Origin of the sequence: Streptomyces sp. NPDC052114 (assembly GCF_040680155.1) — a bacterium.
Taxonomy (GTDB): Bacteria; Actinomycetota; Actinomycetes; order Streptomycetales; family Streptomycetaceae; genus Streptomyces.
In genome coordinates this window covers 344,091-362,909 of sequence record NZ_JBFAWC010000007.1, presented here as the reverse complement: position 1 = coordinate 362,909, position 18,819 = coordinate 344,091, and the positions used below count along the sequence as shown (strand labels likewise).

General features: G+C 72.5%; 17 protein-coding genes and 3 tRNA genes. 8 read left to right on the top strand and 12 right to left on the bottom strand.

All coding sequences use genetic code 11. The annotated features are described in order from the left end of the window. Nucleotides 1-14: 14 nt before the first annotated feature. The 8 genes from AB0L89_RS18445 to purS form a co-directional block, all read right to left on the bottom strand. The gene (locus tag AB0L89_RS18445; protein WP_365141939.1) at nt 15-851 is read right to left on the bottom strand and encodes an META domain-containing protein; all 837 of its coding nucleotides are present in this window, start codon (nt 849-851) and stop codon (nt 15-17) included. 95 nt (nt 852-946) lie between these two features. Further along, entirely contained in the window at nt 947-1,741 is a 795-nt protein-coding gene (locus tag AB0L89_RS18440; RefSeq protein ID WP_365141937.1) for a sterol carrier family protein, read from the bottom strand. A 10-nt stretch (nt 1,742-1,751) separates the two neighbouring features. Beyond that, nucleotides 1,752-2,393, bottom strand: coding sequence for a TetR family transcriptional regulator (locus AB0L89_RS18435; RefSeq protein WP_365141935.1), 642 nt, complete (start codon nt 2,391-2,393; stop codon nt 1,752-1,754). A gap of 30 nt (nt 2,394-2,423) precedes the next feature. Further along, nucleotides 2,424-3,284, bottom strand: a complete 861-nt coding sequence (locus AB0L89_RS18430) for a M23 family metallopeptidase (protein ID WP_365141933.1) — start codon at nt 3,282-3,284, stop codon at nt 2,424-2,426. Nucleotides 3,285-3,437: 153 nt separating this feature from the next. Continuing rightward, nucleotides 3,438-3,992, bottom strand: a complete 555-nt coding sequence (locus AB0L89_RS18425; protein WP_365141931.1) for a winged helix-turn-helix domain-containing protein — start codon at nt 3,990-3,992, stop codon at nt 3,438-3,440. A gap of 135 nt (nt 3,993-4,127) precedes the next feature. Then, nucleotides 4,128-6,377, bottom strand: coding sequence for a phosphoribosylformylglycinamidine synthase subunit PurL (purL, locus tag AB0L89_RS18420; RefSeq protein ID WP_365141929.1), 2,250 nt, complete (start codon nt 6,375-6,377; stop codon nt 4,128-4,130). Beyond that, nucleotides 6,377-7,066, bottom strand: coding sequence for a phosphoribosylformylglycinamidine synthase subunit PurQ (purQ, locus tag AB0L89_RS18415; RefSeq protein ID WP_365141927.1), 690 nt, complete (start codon nt 7,064-7,066; stop codon nt 6,377-6,379). Before purQ ends, purL begins: the two co-directional genes overlap by 1 nt. Then, entirely contained in the window at nt 7,063-7,344 is a 282-nt protein-coding gene (purS, locus tag AB0L89_RS18410) for a phosphoribosylformylglycinamidine synthase subunit PurS (protein ID WP_365141925.1), read from the bottom strand. The genes purQ and purS overlap by 4 nt, the downstream gene beginning before the upstream one ends. Nucleotides 7,345-7,698: 354 nt before the next feature. On the opposite strand from purS, the gene AB0L89_RS18405 reads away from it, so the two are divergent. From AB0L89_RS18405 to AB0L89_RS18370, 8 genes are all read left to right on the top strand, one after another. After that, the gene (locus tag AB0L89_RS18405; protein WP_365141923.1) at nt 7,699-8,016 is read left to right on the top strand and encodes an Lsr2 family protein; all 318 of its coding nucleotides are present in this window, start codon (nt 7,699-7,701) and stop codon (nt 8,014-8,016) included. A gap of 179 nt (nt 8,017-8,195) precedes the next feature. After that, nucleotides 8,196-8,267, top strand: a tRNA-Gly gene (locus AB0L89_RS18400). Between the two features lie 79 nt (nt 8,268-8,346). Then, nucleotides 8,347-8,422: transfer RNA gene (locus tag AB0L89_RS18395), tRNA-Gly, on the top strand. A gap of 155 nt (nt 8,423-8,577) precedes the next feature. After that, a complete protein-coding gene (locus tag AB0L89_RS18390; RefSeq protein ID WP_365141921.1) occupies nt 8,578-9,549 on the top strand; it encodes an ABC transporter ATP-binding protein in 972 nt (323 codons plus the stop codon). Beyond that, nucleotides 9,546-10,325, top strand: a complete 780-nt coding sequence (locus AB0L89_RS18385; RefSeq protein WP_365141919.1) for an ABC transporter permease — start codon at nt 9,546-9,548, stop codon at nt 10,323-10,325. The genes AB0L89_RS18390 and AB0L89_RS18385 overlap by 4 nt, the downstream gene beginning before the upstream one ends. Continuing rightward, nucleotides 10,307-11,647, top strand: coding sequence for a histidine kinase (locus tag AB0L89_RS18380; protein ID WP_365141917.1), 1,341 nt, complete (start codon nt 10,307-10,309; stop codon nt 11,645-11,647). The genes AB0L89_RS18385 and AB0L89_RS18380 overlap by 19 nt, the downstream gene beginning before the upstream one ends. After that, the gene (locus AB0L89_RS18375) at nt 11,644-12,252 is read left to right on the top strand and encodes a response regulator transcription factor (protein WP_365141915.1); all 609 of its coding nucleotides are present in this window, start codon (nt 11,644-11,646) and stop codon (nt 12,250-12,252) included. Before AB0L89_RS18380 ends, AB0L89_RS18375 begins: the two co-directional genes overlap by 4 nt. A gap of 23 nt (nt 12,253-12,275) precedes the next feature. Next, nucleotides 12,276-12,351: transfer RNA gene (locus AB0L89_RS18370), tRNA-Gly, on the top strand. Between the two features lie 56 nt (nt 12,352-12,407). Here the strand turns inward: AB0L89_RS18370 and AB0L89_RS18365 are convergent. From AB0L89_RS18365 to purD, 4 genes are all read right to left on the bottom strand, one after another. Beyond that, nucleotides 12,408-13,304 carry a phosphoribosylaminoimidazolesuccinocarboxamide synthase gene (locus tag AB0L89_RS18365; protein ID WP_365141913.1) on the bottom strand — a complete coding sequence of 299 codons (897 nt, stop codon included), beginning with the start codon at nt 13,302-13,304 and terminating at the stop codon, nt 12,408-12,410. A gap of 106 nt (nt 13,305-13,410) precedes the next feature. Continuing rightward, nucleotides 13,411-14,886 carry a N,N-dimethylformamidase beta subunit family domain-containing protein gene (locus AB0L89_RS18360; protein WP_365141911.1) on the bottom strand — a complete coding sequence of 492 codons (1,476 nt, stop codon included), beginning with the start codon at nt 14,884-14,886 and terminating at the stop codon, nt 13,411-13,413. Between the two features lie 250 nt (nt 14,887-15,136). Next, nucleotides 15,137-17,056, bottom strand: coding sequence for a hypothetical protein (locus AB0L89_RS18355; protein WP_365142034.1), 1,920 nt, complete (start codon nt 17,054-17,056; stop codon nt 15,137-15,139). A 379-nt stretch (nt 17,057-17,435) separates the two neighbouring features. After that, the gene (gene purD / locus AB0L89_RS18350) at nt 17,436-18,701 is read right to left on the bottom strand and encodes a phosphoribosylamine--glycine ligase (protein ID WP_365141909.1); all 1,266 of its coding nucleotides are present in this window, start codon (nt 18,699-18,701) and stop codon (nt 17,436-17,438) included. Between the last annotated feature and the right edge of the window lie 118 nt (nt 18,702-18,819).

Sequence of the window (18,819 nt, the reverse complement as noted above, 5' to 3'; positions counted from 1 at the left end):
CCCGATCGGCGCGGCTACTTCTTCGCGGCCTGCGCGAGGATCACCGTGCCGTCCTCGGCGGTGAGCTTCAGCGCGTCCTGCTCGACCTGGTAGCGCGCCGTCCCGCCGAAGAGCTTGAGCAGCTTGCGCTCGGTCGTCATCGCGTCCCCCGGGCACATCTTCCGGGTGGTCGCGGGGGCGCCGAAGGTGATGCGGCCGTCCTTGCTCTCGGCCTTCGCGGTGACGTCGTTGCAGCCGAGGTTGCCGCGCACCTTGCCGTCCTCGCCGAAGGTGAGATGGACCTTGTCCGCCAGAGCCTTCGGCAGGGTCGCGGCCGCCTTGCCGTCGCCGATGCCGTTCACCGTCCACTTGGTGCCGGTGAGCGGGGCGTCGGGCTCGGCGGGCTGCGAGGTGAGGTCCACGCGGTCTCCCTTGGCGGTGGTGAGGGTCATCCGGTCACCGGTGACCTTCGCGGTGAACTTCTGCGTGTCGAGAGCGCGCATGAAGTGCTTCTCGAACGTCATGCGGTCGTCGTCCGTGCACGCCCGCTTCGTCGTCAGCGGCTTGCCGAAGTCCACGGTGTCGCCCTTGACCGACACGTCGGAGCCGACGCGGTTGCAGCCGTAGCTGCCGCCGGCCCGCCCGTCCTTGCCGATCTTCAGGTAGACGTCCTCGGGGGCAGCGTGCTTCTTGCCGCCCAGGGTGAGGCTCTCGACGTTCCACCGGACGCCGGTCAGGGGCAGCTCGGTCTCCACGGATCGGCCACCGGAGCCGCCTTCGGAGCCGGCTCCCGACTCGGTGCCGCATGCGGTGAGCAGCAGCCCGGCGGAGGCCAGCGCGGTCAGAGTGAGGGTCAGACGCTGCGTGTGCATGGCGATGTGACGGAGCAAGTGGGGGTGTCGGTTCCATCGGGCCGTCCCACCGCGGCCGTCGTCCGCCCCGTCGGCCCCCGCGTCCCGCCGCCGGATCAGCCCATGAGCGGCAGCAGCCCCGCCAGGTCGGCCCGCTCGCCACTGGCGCTGACCTGCGCCGTCTCCAGCGCCGTCGCCCAGTCCGTACGTCCCGTCGCGAGGCGGATCCACGTCAGCGGGTCGGTCTCGACGACGTTGGGCGGGGTGCCTCGGGTGTGCCGGGGTCCCTCCACGCACTGCACGACCGCGTACGGCGGGACGCGCACCTCGGTCGACGCGCCCGGCGCCTTCACCGCGAGGGCGTCGGCGAGCAGTCGGGTGCAGGCGGCCAGGGTCCCCCGGTCGTGGGGGACGTCGAGGCCGGGCACCGCGTCGTTCAAGTCGTCGGTGTGGACGGTGAGTTCGACGGTCCGGGTGACCAGGAAGTCGGCGAGGGTCATGACACCGACGCGGGACGGCACCAGGCGGTCGTCCGGCGCGGCGGGCAGGGACTCCTCGACGCCGGCGAGCGTCCGCGCGAACAGCTCGTCCAGATCGGCGCCGTCGGCGAGCGCGCGGGTGTCCTCGTCGACCTGTCCGGCGACGGTCACGGTGGCGAACGGCCAGTCCAGGAGGGCGACTTCGTGCCGGTCGGGCTCCGGCATGCCGAGGTAGCGGTGGACGGTGGCGAGCACCATCGTCAGATGCGCGGCCAGTTCGCGTACGGTCCAGTCGCCGAGGCGCGTGGGGCGGGCGAGCTGCTCGGGGGTGAGGGTGCGGACCGCCTCCCGCACGTTGCCGTACTGGGCGAGCACGGCGGTGCGGATCTTGGCGGAGTCGTACGCGCGCGTGCGCTTCTTGGCCGGTGGCATGGTGCCGAGCCTAGGGCTTCGCCGGATACCCCTGCAGTCCCTTTTCGACCAGGTCGAAGGCGCGCTCGGCGAGGGCCGCGCAGTCGTCGGCCATGTCGTCCGCGGTGGCGCCCGCGAGGAGCCTGCGGTGGTTCTCCAGGATCACCGCGTCGCGCGCGGCCAGGAGCTGGTGGGCGGCGACGCCCGCGAGGAGCCGGTCGCCGGTCTCCTCGGCGAGGACCTCGGCGAGCAGCTCGACGCCGCGCATCTGGAAGATCAGGGTGCGGCGCGCCAACGCGGGGGTGTCGCTGATGAGCTGGCGAAGCTGGAGCAGGCGCGGATCGTCGGAGAGGCCGATCGAGGGGTCGCGCTCGGCGACCTTGGCGAGGAACTGCCGGCGCAGCGCGTCGACCGCGGACTCGCCGGGCGCCCGGTGGCGCACCGCGTCGGCCGCGTCGGCGACGTGCTCCTCGATCGGGCCGAGGAGCACGTCCTCCTTGGTGCCGAAGTAGTTGAAGACCGTCACCTTCGAGACCTCGGCCGCCGCGGCGATCTCCGCGACGGAGACCCTGTCGAAGCCGCGCTCAAGGAAGAGGTCGAGCGCGGTCCGCCAGATCCGCGTCGCGGTCTGCCGCTTCTTGCGCTCGCGCAGCCCCAGACGTTCCTCAGCCATTTCCGCACTGTACGCCGCCCGCGACGGGGCTTACGCCGCGGCTTCCCCGGTGGCCGTGACGCCCGCGGCCTCCCCGGCCGTGAAGACCTCGCGGTTCGCGGGCACGCCGACGCCGCGCCAGGTGAAGGGGATGCCCCGTGCCGTGTCCAGGTCGGGCCCGTCCATCAGCTGGAAGTGCACGTGCGGCTCGGTGGAGTTGCCGGAGTTGCCGCACTGGCCGAGCACCTGACCCGCGAGGACCTTGTCGCCGGCCCGCACGGCGAGCGAGCCCTGCCGGACGTGCGCGTACGCGGCGTACGTCCCCTCTCCGAGGTCGAGGACGACGTGGTTGCCGACGATGCGGCGGGCGCCGCCCATCGACCTGCCGAAGCCCTCGCCGACCATCAAGTAGAGGACTCCGGGCAGGGAGTTGCGGCTGAGGTGGTCCCGCTGGCCGTCCTCCGCGTGTACGACGGTCGCGTCGGCGACGGCCAGCAGCGGCGCCCCGAAGGCCGGGAAGGCGCGGTTGCGCCGCGCGACCGGCCACAGCCAGGCGAACGCGGGCCGGGTGAGGCCCTCCGCCGGCTCGGCGACGATGTCGATGGCGTAGGTCTGCCCGAAGCCGTGCGTGCCGTGGCTCGGCACCTTGTCGGCGGGGCTGTTCAGCGCGGACCAGCGGCCGGTGACCGGCGGGTCGATCTCGACGGGGGCCGGGGACCCGGCGGCCTCGAACGCGCGGCGGGCCGAGCGGCCGAGGACGAAGCCGAGGCCGAACACCAGGGCGGCGGCGACCACGCCGACCCAGGAGGGATAGGGCAGGCCCACGGTGAGGTCGACGGCCAGGTGGACCGCGATGTAGAGCAGCAGCAGGCGCTGAAGCGTCGCGGCGAACTTGCGCTGACGTGCGGACATGGTGGTTCCCCCTGCGGTAGTGCGGTCTTGCCTCGGTCGTGCGGTGGCGCGGTGCTGCGGTGGGTGCGGTCCCGCCGCGGTCGTGGGGTGGCGCTGTCGTGCGGTCCCGCCTCGATCGCGCGGCTACGCGGCTGCGCGGTCCCCCGGACGTGCTTACGGGCGCGTGGCGGACAGCACCACGAGCAGCGGCACCACCCGTCCCGCCGGCACCTCGTACCGGCCGCGCCCCTTGGTGTGCAGCCAGCCCGCGCCGGTCAGCTGGCGCAGGTGGTGGTAGATCTGGCCGGTCGTGCCGACGTCGTCGAGGGCGGCCAGGTCGGCGGCGGTGCGGCGACCGCCGAGGATCTCGCGGAGCAGCCGCAGCCGCACGGGGTGGCCGAGCGCGGCGAGCGACTCGGCGGTCTCCCCCCAGTCGGCACCGGCGCCCTCCCCTTCCCCCGCGCCCTCGTCGGCGCCCCCGCTCTCGCCCGCGAGGAGCTGCTCGGTGGTGTGGCCGTACTGCCACTCGTACCGCTGGCCCGTCGGCAGCCGCACCGAGCCGGTGAACACGACGACGCCGTCCGGCACCTCGTCCTCGGGGTACTTCGCCTTCAGCCCTTCGAGGGCCCAGAAGTCGCCCTCGCCGGTGGCGGGCACGGGCGCGGTGCGCGCGCCCTCCAGCTCGGCCATGCGCCGCTCCAGCTCGGCGACGCGCTCTTCCAGCTCCATGAGTGCGAGATTACGTAATTACGTAATCCCGTGCAACCCTCGATCCGCGAGCACCGCCCGCGCACGCCGCACGCCCCCGGACACGACGAAGCCCCCGCCCGGACCAGGTCCGAACGGGGGCCGCGACAGGAACCGTCAGGCGAAGAGCCCCGGCAGCGTCGCCTCGTGCGCCTCGCGGAGCTCGCTCAGCGGCAGCGTGAACTCGCCCTGGACCTCCACCGCGTCGCCGTCCACGACACCGACGCGCGTGACGGGCAGACCCCGCGCCCCGCACATGTCGGTGAAGCGCAGCTCCTCGCTGCGCGGCACGGACACGACCGCGCGGCCCGCCGACTCGGAGAAGAGGAGCGTGAACGCGTCCAGACCGTCCGGCACGACCAGGCGCGCGCCCTGCCCGCCGCGCAGGCAGGACTCGGTGACGGCCTGCACGAGACCGCCGTCCGACAGGTCGTGCGCGGCGTCGATCATGCCGTCGCGCGAGGCCGAGATCAGGATCTCGGCGAGCAGCTTCTCGCGCGCCAGGTCGACCTCGGGCGGCAGACCGCCGAGGTGGCCGTGGACCACCTGCGACCAGGCCGAGCCGCCGAACTCCTCGCGCGTCTCGCCGAGCAGGTAGAGGAGCTGGCCCTCTTCCTTGAAGGCGATCGGCGTGCGGCGGGCGACGTCGTCGATCACACCGAGGACCGCGACGACCGGCGTCGGGTGGATCGCCGCCTCGCCCGTCTGGTTGTAGAGCGAGACGTTGCCGCCGGTGACCGGGGTGCCCAGCTCCAGGCAGCCGTCCGCGAGGCCGCGGATGGCCTCGGCGAACTGCCACATGACGTCCGGGTCCTCGGGCGAGCCGAAGTTCAGGCAGTCCGAGACCGCGAGCGGCTTGGCGCCGGACGCGGCGACGTTGCGGTACGACTCCGCGAGCGCGAGCTGGGCGCCCTTGTACGGGTCGAGCTTCGCGAACCGGCCGTTGCCGTCGGTGGCGATGGCGACGCCGAGGCCCGTCTCCTCGTTGACCCGGATCATCCCGGAGTCCTCGGGCTGCGCGAGCACGGTGTTGCCCTGCACGAAACGGTCGTACTGGTCGGTGACCCAGGACTTCGCGGCCTGGTTCGGGGCGGCGACCAGCTTGAGGACCTGCTCGCGCAGCTCGTCCGCGTTCGCCGGGCGGGCCAGCTTGTTCGCGTCGTCGGCCTGGAGGGCGTCCTGCCAGGACGGACGGGCGTAGGGACGCTCGTAGACCGGGCCGTCGTGCGCGACCGTGCGCGGGTCGACGTCGACGATCTTCTCGCCGTGCCAGAAGATCTCCAGGCGGTCGCCGTCGGTCACCTCACCGACGACGGTGGCGATGACGTCCCACTTCTCGCAGATCTCCAGGAAGCGGTCGACCTTCTCGGGCTCCACGACGGCGCACATGCGCTCCTGCGACTCACTCATGAGGATCTCCTCGGGAGTGAGCGTGGAGTCGCGCAGCGGCACGTCGTCCAGCTCGACGCGCATGCCGCCCGAGCCGTTGGACGCCAGCTCGGAGGTCGCGCAGGAGAGCCCGGCCGCGCCGAGGTCCTGGATGCCGACCACGAGCTTCTCGGCGAAGGCCTCCAGGGTGCACTCGATGAGGAGCTTCTCCTGGAAGGGGTCGCCGACCTGGACGGCCGGACGCTTCGACGGCTTGCTGTCGTCGAAGGTCTCGGAGGCCAGGATCGAGGCGCCGCCGATGCCGTCGCCGCCCGTGCGGGCGCCGTACAGGATGACCTTGTTGCCGGGCCCGGACGCCTTCGCGAGGTGGATGTCCTCGTGCCGCATCACGCCGATGGCACCGGCGTTGACCAGCGGGTTGCCCTGGTAGCAGGCGTCGAAGACGAGCTCGCCGCCGATGTTGGGCAGGCCCAGGCAGTTGCCGTAGCCGCCGATGCCCGCGACGACTCCGGGGAGCACGCGCTTGGTGTCGGGGTGGTGCGCGTCGCCCATGCGCAGCGGGTCCACGACCGCGACCGGGCGGGCGCCCATCGCGATGATGTCGCGGACGATGCCGCCGACACCGGTGGCCGCGCCCTGGTAGGGCTCGACGTAGGAGGGGTGGTTGTGCGACTCGACCTTGAAGGTGACCGCGTAGCCCTGGCCGACGTCGACGACGCCGGCGTTCTCGCCGATGCCGACGAGCATGGCGTCGTTCTCGGGAGCCTTCTCGCCGAACTGGCGCAGGTGGACCTTGCTGCTCTTGTACGAGCAGTGCTCGGACCACATGACGGAGTACATGGCGAGCTCGGCGCCGGTCGGGCGGCGGCCGAGGATCTCGCGGACGCGCGCGTACTCGTCTTCCTTCAGGCCCAGTTCGGCCCAGGGCAGCTTGACGTCGGGCGTCTCGGCCGCGTGCTTGACGGTGTCCAGAGTCATCAGGCGTTGGCCCTGTTCATGAGGTTCTTCAGGATCGAGGTGAAGAATCCGAGGCCGTCGGTGCGGCCGGTCCCGACCAGCGGCTCCACGGCGTGCTCGGGGTGCGGCATGAGGCCGACGACGTTGCCCGCCTCGTTCGTGACGCCGGCGATGTCACGGAGCGAGCCGTTGGGGTTCATGTCGAGGTAGCGGAAGGCGACGCGGCCCTCGGCCTCCAGCATGTCCAGCGTCCGCTCGTCGGCGACGTACCGGCCGTCGATGTTCTTGAGCGGGACGGAGATCTCCTGGCCGACGGTGTAGTCGGCGGTCCAGGCGGTCCGGTCGCTCTCCACGCGCAGCTTCTGGTCACGGCAGATGAAGTGCAGGTGGTTGTTGCGCAGCATCGCGCCGGGCAGGAGGTGCGTCTCGGTGAGCACCTGGAAGCCGTTGCAGATGCCGAGGACCGGCATTCCGGCCTTCGCCTGCTCGACGACGGACTCCATCACCGGGGAGAAACGCGAGATGGCGCCGGCCCGCAGATAGTCGCCGTAGGAGAAACCACCGGGCAGCACCACGGCGTCGACCTGCTTGAGGTCCTTGTCCTTGTGCCAGAGCGGCACGGCTTCGGCGCCTGCGACCCGGACGGCGCGCTGGGTGTCGCGGTCGTCGAGGGTTCCCGGGAAAGTGACGACTCCAATTCGAGCGGTCACTTCGCGGCCCCCGCCACCTTCTCGGAGCCTTCGGCGTCTTCGACCTTTACGACGAAGTCCTCGATCACCGTGTTGGCGAGGAAGGTTTCCGCCATCTCGTGGATACGGGCGAGGGCGGCGTCGTCGACCGGCCCGTCCACCTCGAGTTCGAAGCGCTTTCCCTGACGTACGTCGGAGATGCCCTGGAAACCGAGGCGCGGCAGTGCACGCTGCACCGCCTGGCCCTGGGGGTCGAGGATCTCCGGCTTGAGCATGACGTCGACTACGACGCGTGCCACTGGCACTCCCGGTGTGTGGTGCTGGCGTGTGCTGCTTGCGGTGTGCTGAGCAGGTTCCTTCAGACTACCGGCACAAAATTTCTACTCGCGTAGATTCGTAGCAACCTACGAGATGACGGTCACGTTCCGGTGACCAAACAGGTTTCGAACGGGGCACCTTCACGAAGAATCCAGGAAAAGATCACGGATCGGCAATCACGCTGGACACGCGGAGGTATTCGGGCGGGCTTCCCAATTCAATGCCGGGCACTGTACAAAGGAAATGGCAATAGTCGATACTTTGCCCCAAAACAGCCGGACAGTCGGCATCTCCGCACGTCAACGCGGTAGAGCCGCACGAAGGGACCGATATTCGTGGCGCAGCGTGTCGTGGTCACTCTCTTTGACGACATCGACGGCGGGGAAGCGGCGGAAACGGTCGCGTTCGGTCTTGACGGCAAGTCGTACGAGATCGACCTCAATCAAACCAATGCCAAGAAACTGCGCACGGCACTTGCCCCGTACCTGGAGGCGGCCCGCAAGCAGGCGAAGTCCGGGAAGGTGTTCCGGCACACGGCCGTGACCCCCGACCCCTCGGCGGTCCGCGCCTGGGCCCGCTCGCACCAGATGGACATCCCGCCCCGCGGCCGCATCCCGAAGAAGGTCTACGAGGCCTTCGAGGCGGCCAACTGACCTCGCGCCGGACCCGGGGCCGGACCCGAGCCGGCCTCGCTCCGCCCCGCGCCGACCTCGTACGACACCCGGCCGGGCGGCCCCTCGCGGCAACCGACTTGCGCTGCACCCCCGCCGGTCAGCTAGAGTCTGGAGCACGCCGAGGGGCCAGGCCGAAAAGCCGAACCCCACGGAGTCGTGCGGGTGTAGTTCAGTAGTAGAACATCCCCCTTCCAGGGGGAAGGCGCAGTGTGCAATTCCTGTCACCCGCTCCGCATCGCTTACGGACCAGTCCTCTGGTTGCGGTAGGCTGGTGCTCGCGCCGATCAGTGAGAGCTGGTCGGAGGCAATGCGAACGTAGCTCAGTTGGTAGAGCGCAACCTTGCCAAGGTTGAGGTCGCGAGTTCGAACCTCGTCGTTCGCTCCAGATGAGAGGCCCCGGTCGATTCGACCGGGGCCTTTCTCATGTCGTGCTCCGGGGCATCGCCCCAGGTGGCACCGGGTGACCCCCCTGACATTTGTCATACGCGCCGGTGACAGCCCGCACTGCTGCGGCGCCCCGCGCCGGGGGACGCTGACGTCATGACAGACCAAGTGATCGACGTGACCGATCTCCGGCGCGTGTACGGAGGAGGGTTCGAGGCCGTACGGGGGATCTCCTTCTCCGTGGGACGCGGCGAGCTGTTCGCCCTCCTCGGCACCAACGGCGCCGGAAAGACGTCCACCGTCGAGCTCCTCGAAGGGCTCGCCGCACCGGCCGCGGGACGGATCCGGGTGCTCGGGCACGACCCGTACACCGAGCGGTCCGCCGTACGCCCGCGCATCGGCGTCATGCTCCAGGAGGGCGGCTTCCCCGCCGAGTTGACGGTCGCGGAGACCGCGCGGATGTGGGCCGGCTGCACCAGCGGGGCGATGCCCGTCCCCGAGGCGCTGGACATCGTGGGGCTCGGCAAGCGGTCCGGTGTCCGCGTGAAGCAGCTCTCCGGCGGCGAGAAGCGACGGCTCGACCTCGCGATGGCCCTGATGGGCCGGCCCGAGGTGCTCTTCCTCGACGAGCCGACCACCGGCCTCGACGCCGAAGGGCGGCGCGAGACCTGGGAGTTGGTCCGCACGCTGCGCGACAACGGCACGACCGTGCTGCTCACCACGCACTACCTCGAAGAGGCCGAGCAGCTCGCCGAGCGGCTCGCCATCCTGCACGAGGGCCGCATCGCCGCCGAGGGGAGCGTCGCGGACGTGGTCGCCGCACAGCCCTCGCACGTCTCCTTCGAACTGCCCGAGGGGTACTTCGCCGGAGACCTGCCGCCGCTCGCCGAGCTGGGTGTGACCGGGCACGAGACGACGGGCCGCCGGATCCGGCTGCGTACGAACGAACTCCAACGCACTGCCACCGGGCTGCTGTTGTGGGCCCGGGACGCGCGGGTCGAGCTCGGCGGGCTCGATGTGCGGGCGGCCTCGCTGGAGGAGGCGTTCCTGCGGATCGCCAAGGAAGCGGAGAGCGGAACGGACGAGGGCCCCGCCGGGCGCCCCGCCCGGAAGGAGATGGCGGTATGAGCACCACGGCTGTGACCACCCCGGCGCGGCGCATGGGCGCGCTGGCCCGCGCCGAGGCGACGCTCCTCGTGCGCAACAAGGGGACGCTGTTCGCGGCGCTGTTCGTGCCGTTCATCATCCCGGTCAGCATGAAGCAGGCCACCAAGGACATGGACCTGAAGGGCACCGGCCTCGACGTCGGCACCGTCGTGCTGCCGACGGCCCTCGGCTTCTCGCTGCTCTTCGCCGTGTACTCCGCGCTGACCGCCGTCTACGCCGCCCGGCGCGAGGAGCTCGTGCTCAAGCGGCTGCGCACCGGCGAGCTGCGGGACAACGAGATCCTGGCGGGCGCCGCGCTGCCGTCCGTCGCCATCGGCGTCGTACAGAGCCTGATCCTCGCCGTGGGCTGCGCGATGGTGCTCGACACCGGGGCGCCGAGCGCACCCCACCTCGTCGTGCTCGGCGTCGCCCTGGGCATCGTGATGTTCGCCGCGCTGGCGGCCGTCACCGGAAGCTTCAGCCGCTCCACCGAGTCCGCGCAGGTCATGAGCCTGCCGTTGATCTTCGTCTCGATGATCGGCTCCGGCCTCTTCGTCCCGCTCGAGGTCCTGCCCGACAAGGTCGCCTCCGTCTGCCAGGTGCTCCCGCTCACCCCGGTCGTCGAGCTGATCCGCGGCGGCTGGGCCGGCACGCTCTCCTCCGGGGACACGCTGCGCGCGATCGTGACGGCGGTGGCCTGGACCCTGCTCGCGGTGTTTGCTGTACGACGGTGGTTCCGGTGGGAACCCCGGCACTGACGGGGGTGCCACCGAGGACCCCGGCACTGAGGGAGGCGACGTACGTGGTCGGCCGGATGCGAGCCTGGCAGCGCGGCTGGCACGCGCGGAGCAAGATCGAGAAGGTCGAATGGCAGAGCCTGGCCGTCTGGTACGCGATGCCCTGGGTCTTCTTCCTCAGCTGGGGCTCGCTGCCGACCGCCCTGAGCCTGCACCACGACGCGGCCGCGCAGCTCCTCGGCTGGAGCATGATCGCGGCGGCCGCCGTGCAGGGCGTGCACGTCAACCGCACGCAGCAGCGCTCCCTCGACCACTACCTCAAGCGGGCCCCGATGCCGCGCCGCGACCTCGTCGTGAGCACCGCCCTCATGGCCGTCACGCTGGGGTTCGCCCTCGCCCTCCAGGCCGTGGGCGGCGTCGACGACGGAATGATCAACTTCGTCGCGCTCTATCTGACGGTGCCGTTCGGCCAGTCGCTCGCCTTCGCCGTCCCCATCCGGGACTTCGTCCTGCGCTTCGCGCTGGTCGACGCCGTGGTCGTCGGCTCCTTCGCCGCCGTCGGGGTGCGCGGCAGGCACCTCGTCGGGATCGGCGTCCTCATCGCCTTCGGCTGCCTCATCACGCTGCTGTCCTCGCGCTGCGGCGCCTGGACGCTCTCCGCGATGTGGGAGGCCGACCGGGCCCGTGAGGTCGAGGCGCGGCTCGCGGTCGCCGAGGAGCGGCTGCGGTTCGGGCGGGACCTGCACGACGTGATGGGGCGCAACCTCGCCGTCATCGCGCTCAAGAGCGAGCTCGCGGTGCAGCTCGCCCGGCGCGGGCGGCCGGAGGCGGTGGACCAGATGGTCGAGGTGCAGCGCATCGCCCAGGAGTCGCAGCGGGAGGTCCGCGAAGTCGTACGCGGCTATCGTGAGGTCGACCTCGGGGCGGAACTCGCCGGTGCGCAGGGCGTGTTGGAGGCGGCGGGCATCGACTGCCGGCTGACCGGGTCGGCGGCGGGGCTCGCGACCCCCGTGCAGTCGGCGCTCGGCTGGGCCGTGCGCGAGGCGGCGACGAACGTGCTGCGGCACGGCGACGCGCGGCGGTGCGAGATCACTCTGACGAAGAGCGAGGAGCGTACGACGTTGGTCGTGGAGAACGACGGGGCGCCCGAGACCGCGCCCGGCGGGCGGGGGTCGGGGCTCGCGGGGCTGCGCGAGCGGCTGGCCGCCGTGGACGGCACGCTGGACTTCGGGGCGGCCGACGGGGTGTTCCGGCTCACCGTGGAAGTGCCCGGCACCACCGCGCGGAAGGACCGCTCCCGCCGGGAGCGGCACGAGGAACCGGACGAAGAGGTGGCGGTGTGAGCCTTCGCGTACTGCTCGCCGACGACGAGCACCTCATCCGAGGGGCGCTCGCCGCCCTGCTCGCGCTGGAGGACGATCTCGTCGTGGTCGCCGAGGCCGCGTCCGGACCCGAGGCGCTCGCCATGGCGCGGGCCCACCGGCCCGATGTCGCGGTGCTCGATCTGGAGATGCCGGGCGCCGACGGTGTGAGTGTCGCCACATCCCTGCGCGACGAACTCCCCGACTGCCGCACCATGATCGTGACGAGTCACGGCAGACCGGGGCATCTCAAGCGGGCCCTCGCGGTGGGGGTGCGCGGCTTCGTCCCGAAGACCGTCAGCGCCCAGACGCTCGCCGAGATCATCCGCACCGTGCACGCCGGAAACCGTTACGTGGACCCGGAGTTGGCGGCCGACGCGATCTCCGCCGGGGACTCCCCGCTGACCGCCCGCGAGGCCGAGGTGCTCGAACTCGCCGCCGACGGGGCGCCGGTCGCGGAGATCGCCGAACGGGCCGCGCTGTCCCAGGGGACCGTCCGCAACTACCTGTCCTCCGCGGCCACGAAAATCGGTGCGGAGAACCGTCATGCCGCAGTGCGTCTCGCACGCGAGCGAGGTTGGGTATAGTTGTCCTCGCGCTTCGGCGCAGCGCGGACGTAGCTCAGTTGGTAGAGCGCAACCTTGCCAAGGTTGAGGTCGCCAGTTCGAACCTGGTCGTCCGCTCCAGATGAAAGGCCCCGGTCGAATCGACCGGGGCCTTCTTCGTGTGCCGGGCGCTCCGGCTACCAGGCCATGCCCGTCAGCCGCTCGTACGCCTCGATGTACTTGGCGCGGGTGGCGTCCACCACGTCCTGCGGCAGCGCCGGCGGCGGCTGCTCGCTCTTGCGGTCCCAGCCGGAGTCCGGCGAGGTCAGCCAGTTCCGCACGAACTGCTTGTCGTACGACGGCTGGGCGCGGCCCGGCTCCCACTGGTCGGCGGGCCAGAAGCGCGAGGAGTCCGGCGTGAGCACCTCGTCCGCGAGGATCAGCGTCCCGCCCTCGAAGCCGAACTCGAACTTCGTGTCGGCGAGGATCAGGCCCCGCTCGCGCGCGATGTCCAGCGCCCTGCCGTAGACCGCGAGGGTCGTCTGGCGGAGCTGGGCGGCCGTCTCGGCGCCGACCTGGCGGGCGACCTCCTCGTACGACACGTTCTCGTCGTGCTCGCCGACCTCGGCCTTCGCCGCGGGGGTGAAGATCGGCGCGGGCAGCTCCGAGCCGTCGACCAGGCCCTCGGGCAGGGCGAGGCCGCAGACGGTGCGCGACGCGTTGTACTCCAGCAGGCCCGAGCCCGTCAGATAGCCGCGGGCCACGCACTCGACCGGGACCATCTCCAGGGACTTGCAGACGAGCGTGCGGCCCTCCCAGTCGGCGGGCGCGCCCTTGGGCAGCTCCGTGGAGAGGACGTGGTGGGGGACGAGATCCGCGAGCTGGTCGAACCACCACAGGGAGAGCTGGGTGAGGACGCGGCCCTTGTCGGGGATCTCCGAGGGCAGCACCCAGTCATAGGCGGAGAGGCGATCGCTGGCGACCATGACGAGCTCGCCCGCCTCGTTCCGGTACAGCTCGCGCACCTTGCCGGTGTGGAGGTGCACCAGGCCCGGGACCTGAAGAGGCTCGGGCTTTTCTACGAATCCGGACACGGTTCCCTCCCGTGGTTCTGGCCAAGTCCTGTCGATTCTCCCTGATCGGGAGTGCGGTCTTGGCCAGGGGTTGGGCCGAGCTGCGCGTCGGTGCCGGTGCGCGGGCTCAGTCGCGCTTGCAGATGCGGTCCAGGAGGTTGGCCGTGGCGCGCTGGACGCGGGTGTCCACGTGGCCGGGACGGTCGAGCGCCGGGGACCAGGCGAAGGTGCCGGACGCGAAGACCAGGGCGCCGGAGGGGGCGCGGTACAGGGACGTCTCCTGGTGGCGGGTGGCGCCCTCGGCGTCCTCGTACGGGGAGTGGGAGAGCAGGATCCGGCCCTGGTGCTCGGGGAGCGGCGTCCGCGGGAAGTAGCGGTCGGCCTCGCCCGCGACCAGGCCCTGGATCTCGTCGCCCTCGTGCGCACCGGTCGCCTCCCACAGCCAGTGGTCGGCGTTGCGGACGACCAGGGGGTGCGGCTCGGGGACGCGGCCCGCGTACTGGATGCCGAGGAGCTGCTGTTCGGCCGTGTCCTGCTCGCGCCACAGGGCGGCGCGGCCGGGGCCGCGGCGCTTGCGGCAGGTCAGGAGGCGGTCCGGGACGCCGGACGGGGAGGGGCCGAGGTCCACCTGCCAGTACATGGTGTTGGCGGAGAGGAAGACCAGGGACGTGCCGTGCTCGCGGGCCAGCTCGGTGGTGCGGCGCATGCTCGCCGACCAGTACTCGTCGTGGCCGGGGAAGACCAGGCCCCGGTAGCGGGTCGGGTCGACGCGGCCCGCGTGCAGGTCGCGGGCGTCCGCGTATGCCAGGTCGTAGCCGTAGCGCTCGGCCCAGCGGATGAAGTCGTAGGCGTGGCCCACGTGCAGGGGCAGGCCCGCGCCGGCGTAGGGACGGTCGAAGGAGACCGTGACGGCGGCCTCGCTCTCGCCGAGGAGACGGCCCTGCTCGTCCCACGCGTGGTAGAGGCTGGCGCCGGTGCGGCCGTCCTCCGGATAGAGGTTGTACGCCTGCCAGGTGACGTCCGGCAGCAGGAGCAGGAGGTCGGCGGGGTGGCTGTCGCGGACCGTGAAGGGGACGTGCGAGCGGTAGCCGTCGGCGGTGGTCAGCACCGCCACGTACGCCCCGATGCTCCAGTACGTGGGGATCTGCAGGCGCCAGGAGAGCCACCAGTGGTGGCAGGAGACCGTGCGGTCGGCGGCGAGCGGGGCCGGCTGCACGATGCCGGAGAGCCGGGGGCTCGTGGTGATCTTGCTGGCGCCGTCGCCGCCGTAGTGCCCGATGCGGTAGATGTCCACGCTGAACTGCTGGGGCGGGTCGACCGTGACGTGGAAGTCGATCGCCTCGCCCGGGGCCGCGGCGCCGGTGGAGGTGAAGCCCTTGATCTGGCGGTGCACGTCGTCGGCGGTGAGCGGGCCGCCGGTGCGGGGAGCGGGGATGTCCGCGGCACCGGGGGCGTGGTCGACGTACCAGGGAACGACCGTGCCCGTGTCGTCGAAGTAGTGCTCCGAACCGCGCAGCCAGGGCAGCGGGCCCTGCCCGAAAGGGTCCGACACGGCATGTGCGAGCGCGCCCGATTCCCAGCGGCGGATCGGCTCCGGTCCCATGCCTTCCCCTCCCTCGCTCCCCCGAGACGGCGTCGCCGGGTTGGTCGCGCACGGCCCGACGGCGGGACCAGCACATCACATTACGCAGGCGCGCCGTCACCGTTCGTCGCGAATTGACGTGAACGGAACATGCCGTTCCGCGTGGGGTGGCGGGGCGGGGTGGCGCGACGGGGGCGGACGAGGTGGCGGGAGGGTGGCGACTGCCTGCGGATTCGGGGTCGGAGGGGTCCTCGCCGGGTGCGGGGCGGGGTCAGACCAGCCGGACCGGTTTTTCCGCGCGGATGCCCAGGCGGGCGAGCCAGTCGCGCAGCGGCCCGGGGTCGCCGTCCTCGACGAGGCTCAGGACGCGCGGCGCGAGGTCCGCCGCGCGCTCCCCGTCGACCAGCAGGGCGGGACCGTCCAGCCAGTCCAGGCCGGGGGCGGCGCCCGCGGTGTCCACCGCCGCGCAGCAGACCATCGCGGTGACGTGGTCGGCGAGCAGCTCGCGGCCCGTGCGGGGCGGCTGCATCGGGAAGAGCGGCAGCGCGCCGTCGTCCCAGAGCGACTCGTCCGGGCCCTGGCCCGTGGGGGCCGGACGGGGTGGCTCGGCGGCCTCCTCGCGGGCCAGCTCGGCGCTGAGTCCGGCGGCGAGCGTGCCACCGGGGCCCTCGTCCTCCGGGGCGTCCTCGGAGCCGTCCTCGGCGAGGTGCAGGGTGCCTTCGGCAAGGGCGAGGGCGTCTTCGCCGAGGACGTGGGGCACCTCGTCGCGGGCGGTGCCGTCGGTGGGGACGCCGCCCGCGCCGACTCGGGCGGCGGCCGTCTGCGGGGTGGCGGCGGCCCGCGGCTCCGGCGCGGCGGCGGCCTCGCCGTCGCTCTCCGGGGCGGCGGACGCGGCCGTGAGGTGGTGCAGGACGCGGTCGAGGGTCGGGCCCTCGGAATCGGGGGCCGCCGGGTCGGCGGACCGGCTCACCCCCAGCGAGTCCAGGACGCGGTGCAGCCGGGCGGCGTCCATGCGCCACTTCCGGTCCACGACCTCGTCCGGATACTCCTGCCAGGCCACCGGCGCCCAGTCGGGACCCGACTCGGCCGGGCCGCCGTGGAAGAGCCTGGCGGCGAGCAGCGAGGCCGCCTCGTCCACCGAACCGGGCTCCTCCAGCAGGTCACAGGCGGGACGCTCGCCCAGGCGCGAGGCGAAGCCCTCCGCCAGGCGGTCCCTGCGGGACAGCTCGGTCAGCGCCGAGACCACGCCCGCGTCGAGCCGGGACGGCCAGCGGCCCATGCGCCAGGCGGGCAGCGCCACCCGGGTCAGGAGGCGGTCCCAGCCCGCGTACGCGAGGCCTACCTGCTCCTGGGCGACGATCCGGACGCCGTAGTCCACGGTCTGGGCGCGCTCGGCGGCCGCCGCGGCGACGCCGCGCTCCATCTCGGCGGCGTGCACCCGGCAGTTGCGCAGGAGCATCCGGGCGACCCGGCCGATCCCGCCGAGCACCACGCGCGCGAGGAGGCCGCGGCCGGGGGCCGAGGCGACCGCCACGGCGGCGTCGAGCCCGCGCACGAAGCGCCGGGCGGCGGCTATGTCGGGGTGGGCCGAAGGGCCCGTACCCGCGACGACCGGGGCGAGCACCGCGCGCAGTTCGCCGACCCGCATCCACCACAGGAACGGCGAGCCGATGACCAGCACCGGGGCGACGGAGGCCGGGCGGTGCGGGGCGCGCGGACTCCGTACGCCGTCGGGGCCCTGGCCGCTCCCCGCCGCCGTGTCCTCGCGGTCCCGCGCGGGCGGGCCGTGGGCGGGGTGGGTGCGGTCCTCCAGCCAGCTGTCGCAGTCCGGGGTGAGCGCTATCGCCGAGGGCGCCGGCACGTCCAGGCGGTCGGCGAGGTCGCGCACCAGGCGGTACAGGTCCGGGGCGGACTCCTCGGCGATCGGGACGGTGGGGCTCAGGGCGGGCCTGGCCCGTGCCACCACCAGGGCGACGGCCGCCGCGCCGAGCAGGACGAGCACGGCGACGGCCGTGACGACCCAGCCGGCGACCTCCCAACTCCCGCCGCCCACATGGCCCGTGGCCCGGCCCGCGAGCAGCACGACGGCGACGGCCGCGGGCAGCAGGGCGACGGCCAGCGCCCGGCTGCGCAGGCGCAGCACGGCGAGGGCCCGGGAGCGCGCCGCTTGCGCGCCCACCTCCACACCCATACCTGACACGACCGATGGCACCCCCTGTTGCCTACTGCTCGGCCGCCGGCCCGGGCCGGCGGCGCACATCACTGGCGTTGGTGTTGCTCACTCCCCCACTGTGGCACCCGCCACCGACATCGCAATGCCGGTGGTCTGTTTGGCTCTGGGCGCCAGGAACGCTTGCGCCGCACCCTAGTTGGGGTGTCCGTCGCCGTCAGCCGGATGGGCCATCGGTCACTCGATGGAATGGCTTTGGCTAAAGCTGACCGCTGAAAAGGCCCCGGATCCAGTCTCGGATCCGGGGCCTCAGGTTGGCCGAAAGTCACGCACGGGGTGCGTGAAGCATGCGGTTCACACGGTGCGGGGCGGGCGGTTCACGCCTCGGCGGGCAGGCCGCTCAGGCCTTCGCCGCGGCCTCGCGGGCCGCCTTCGCCGCGATGTCCGTGCGGTGCTGGGAGCCGTCGAGACGGACGCGGGAGAGCGCCGCGTACGCGCGCTCGCGGGCCTCGGTGAGGTCGCCGCCGGTCGCCGTCACGGACAGCACGCGGCCGCCCGCGCTGACGACGGCGTCGCCGTCGCGCCTCGTCCCGGCGTGCAGGACGTACGCGTACGGGGCATCCTGCGCCGCGACCTCGTCGAGCCCCTCGATCGGGTCGCCCGTGCGCGGGGTGCCGGGGTAGTTGTGCGAGGCGACGACCACGGTCACCGCGGCGTCGTCGCTCCAGCGCAGCGGGGGCAGGTCGGCGAGGGTGCCGTTCGCCGACGCCAGCAGGATCCCTGCCAGCGGGGTCTTCAGGCGGGCGAGGACGACCTGGGTCTCGGGGTCGCCGAAGCGGGCGTTGAACTCGATGACGCGCACGCCGCGGCTCGTGATCGCCAGGCCCGCGTACAGCAGGCCCGAGAACGGCGTGCCCCGGCGGCGCAGCTCGTCCACGGTCGGCTGGAGCACGCTGTCCATGACCTCGTCGACCAGCTTCGGGTCGGCCCAGGGCAGCGGCGAGTACGCGCCCATGCCGCCGGTGTTCGGCCCCTCGTCGCCGTCGAGCGCGCGCTTGAAGTCCTGGGCGGGCTGGAGCGGGACGACGGTCTCGCCGTCGGTGATCGCGAAGAGGGAGACCTCGGGGCCGTCGAGGAACTCCTCGATGACGACGCGGTCGCAGGCGCGGGCGTGCGCCCTGGCCGCCTCGACGTCGTCCGTGACGACGACGCCCTTGCCGGCGGCGAGCCCGTCGTCCTTCACGACGTACGGCGCCCCGAAGGCGTCGAGGGCCTCGTCGATCTGCTCCGGGGTGGTGCACACGTACGACCGGGCGGTCGGCACGCTCGCGCCCGCCATCACGTCCTTCGCGAAGGCCTTGGAGCCCTCCAGCTGCGCGGCCTCCTTGGACGGGCCGAAGCAGGGGATGCCCGCGGCGCGCACGGCGTCGGCGACGCCCGCGACGAGGGGGGCCTCCGGGCCCACGACGACGAGCCCCGCCTCCAGCTCGGCCGCCAGGGCCGCGACGGCTGCGCCGTCGAGGGCGTCCACCTGGTGCAGCTCGGCCACCTCTGCGATGCCGGCGTTGCCGGGGGCGCAGTGCAGCGCGGAGACGTCGGGGTCGAGGGACAGAGAGCGGCACAGGGCGTGTTCGCGGGCACCACTGCCGATGACGAGGACCTTCACGGTGGCCAGCCTAGCCCGCGGGGCGGGGTGCCTTTGTACGAGGTCTGGCTCCGGAGCCTGTCGTACGTTCCTCCAGGCTCGGGGCGCCGGGGCGGGGGGCGGTACCCCGGGGCGGGGG

Excerpts from the sequence above, each read along its gene's own strand:
- AB0L89_RS18390 (WP_365141921.1), top strand. The coding sequence starts at position 8,578 with ATGACAGACCAAGTGATCGACGTGACCGATCTCCGGCGCGTGTACGGA.
- purL (WP_365141929.1), bottom strand. The coding sequence starts at position 6,377 with ATGACTCTGGACACCGTCAAGCACGCGGCCGAGACGCCCGACGTCAAG.
- AB0L89_RS18435 (WP_365141935.1), bottom strand. The coding sequence starts at position 2,393 with ATGGCTGAGGAACGTCTGGGGCTGCGCGAGCGCAAGAAGCGGCAGACC.
- AB0L89_RS18445 (WP_365141939.1), bottom strand. The coding sequence starts at position 851 with ATGCACACGCAGCGTCTGACCCTCACTCTGACCGCGCTGGCCTCCGCC.
- AB0L89_RS18355 (WP_365142034.1), bottom strand. The coding sequence starts at position 17,056 with ATGGGTGTGGAGGTGGGCGCGCAAGCGGCGCGCTCCCGGGCCCTCGCC.
- AB0L89_RS18360 (WP_365141911.1), bottom strand. The coding sequence starts at position 14,886 with ATGGGACCGGAGCCGATCCGCCGCTGGGAATCGGGCGCGCTCGCACAT.
- AB0L89_RS18440 (WP_365141937.1), bottom strand. The coding sequence starts at position 1,741 with ATGCCACCGGCCAAGAAGCGCACGCGCGCGTACGACTCCGCCAAGATC.
- AB0L89_RS18430 (WP_365141933.1), bottom strand. The coding sequence starts at position 3,284 with ATGTCCGCACGTCAGCGCAAGTTCGCCGCGACGCTTCAGCGCCTGCTG.
- AB0L89_RS18425 (WP_365141931.1), bottom strand. The coding sequence starts at position 3,992 with ATGGAGCTGGAAGAGCGCGTCGCCGAGCTGGAGCGGCGCATGGCCGAG.
- AB0L89_RS18385 (WP_365141919.1), top strand. The coding sequence starts at position 9,546 with ATGAGCACCACGGCTGTGACCACCCCGGCGCGGCGCATGGGCGCGCTG.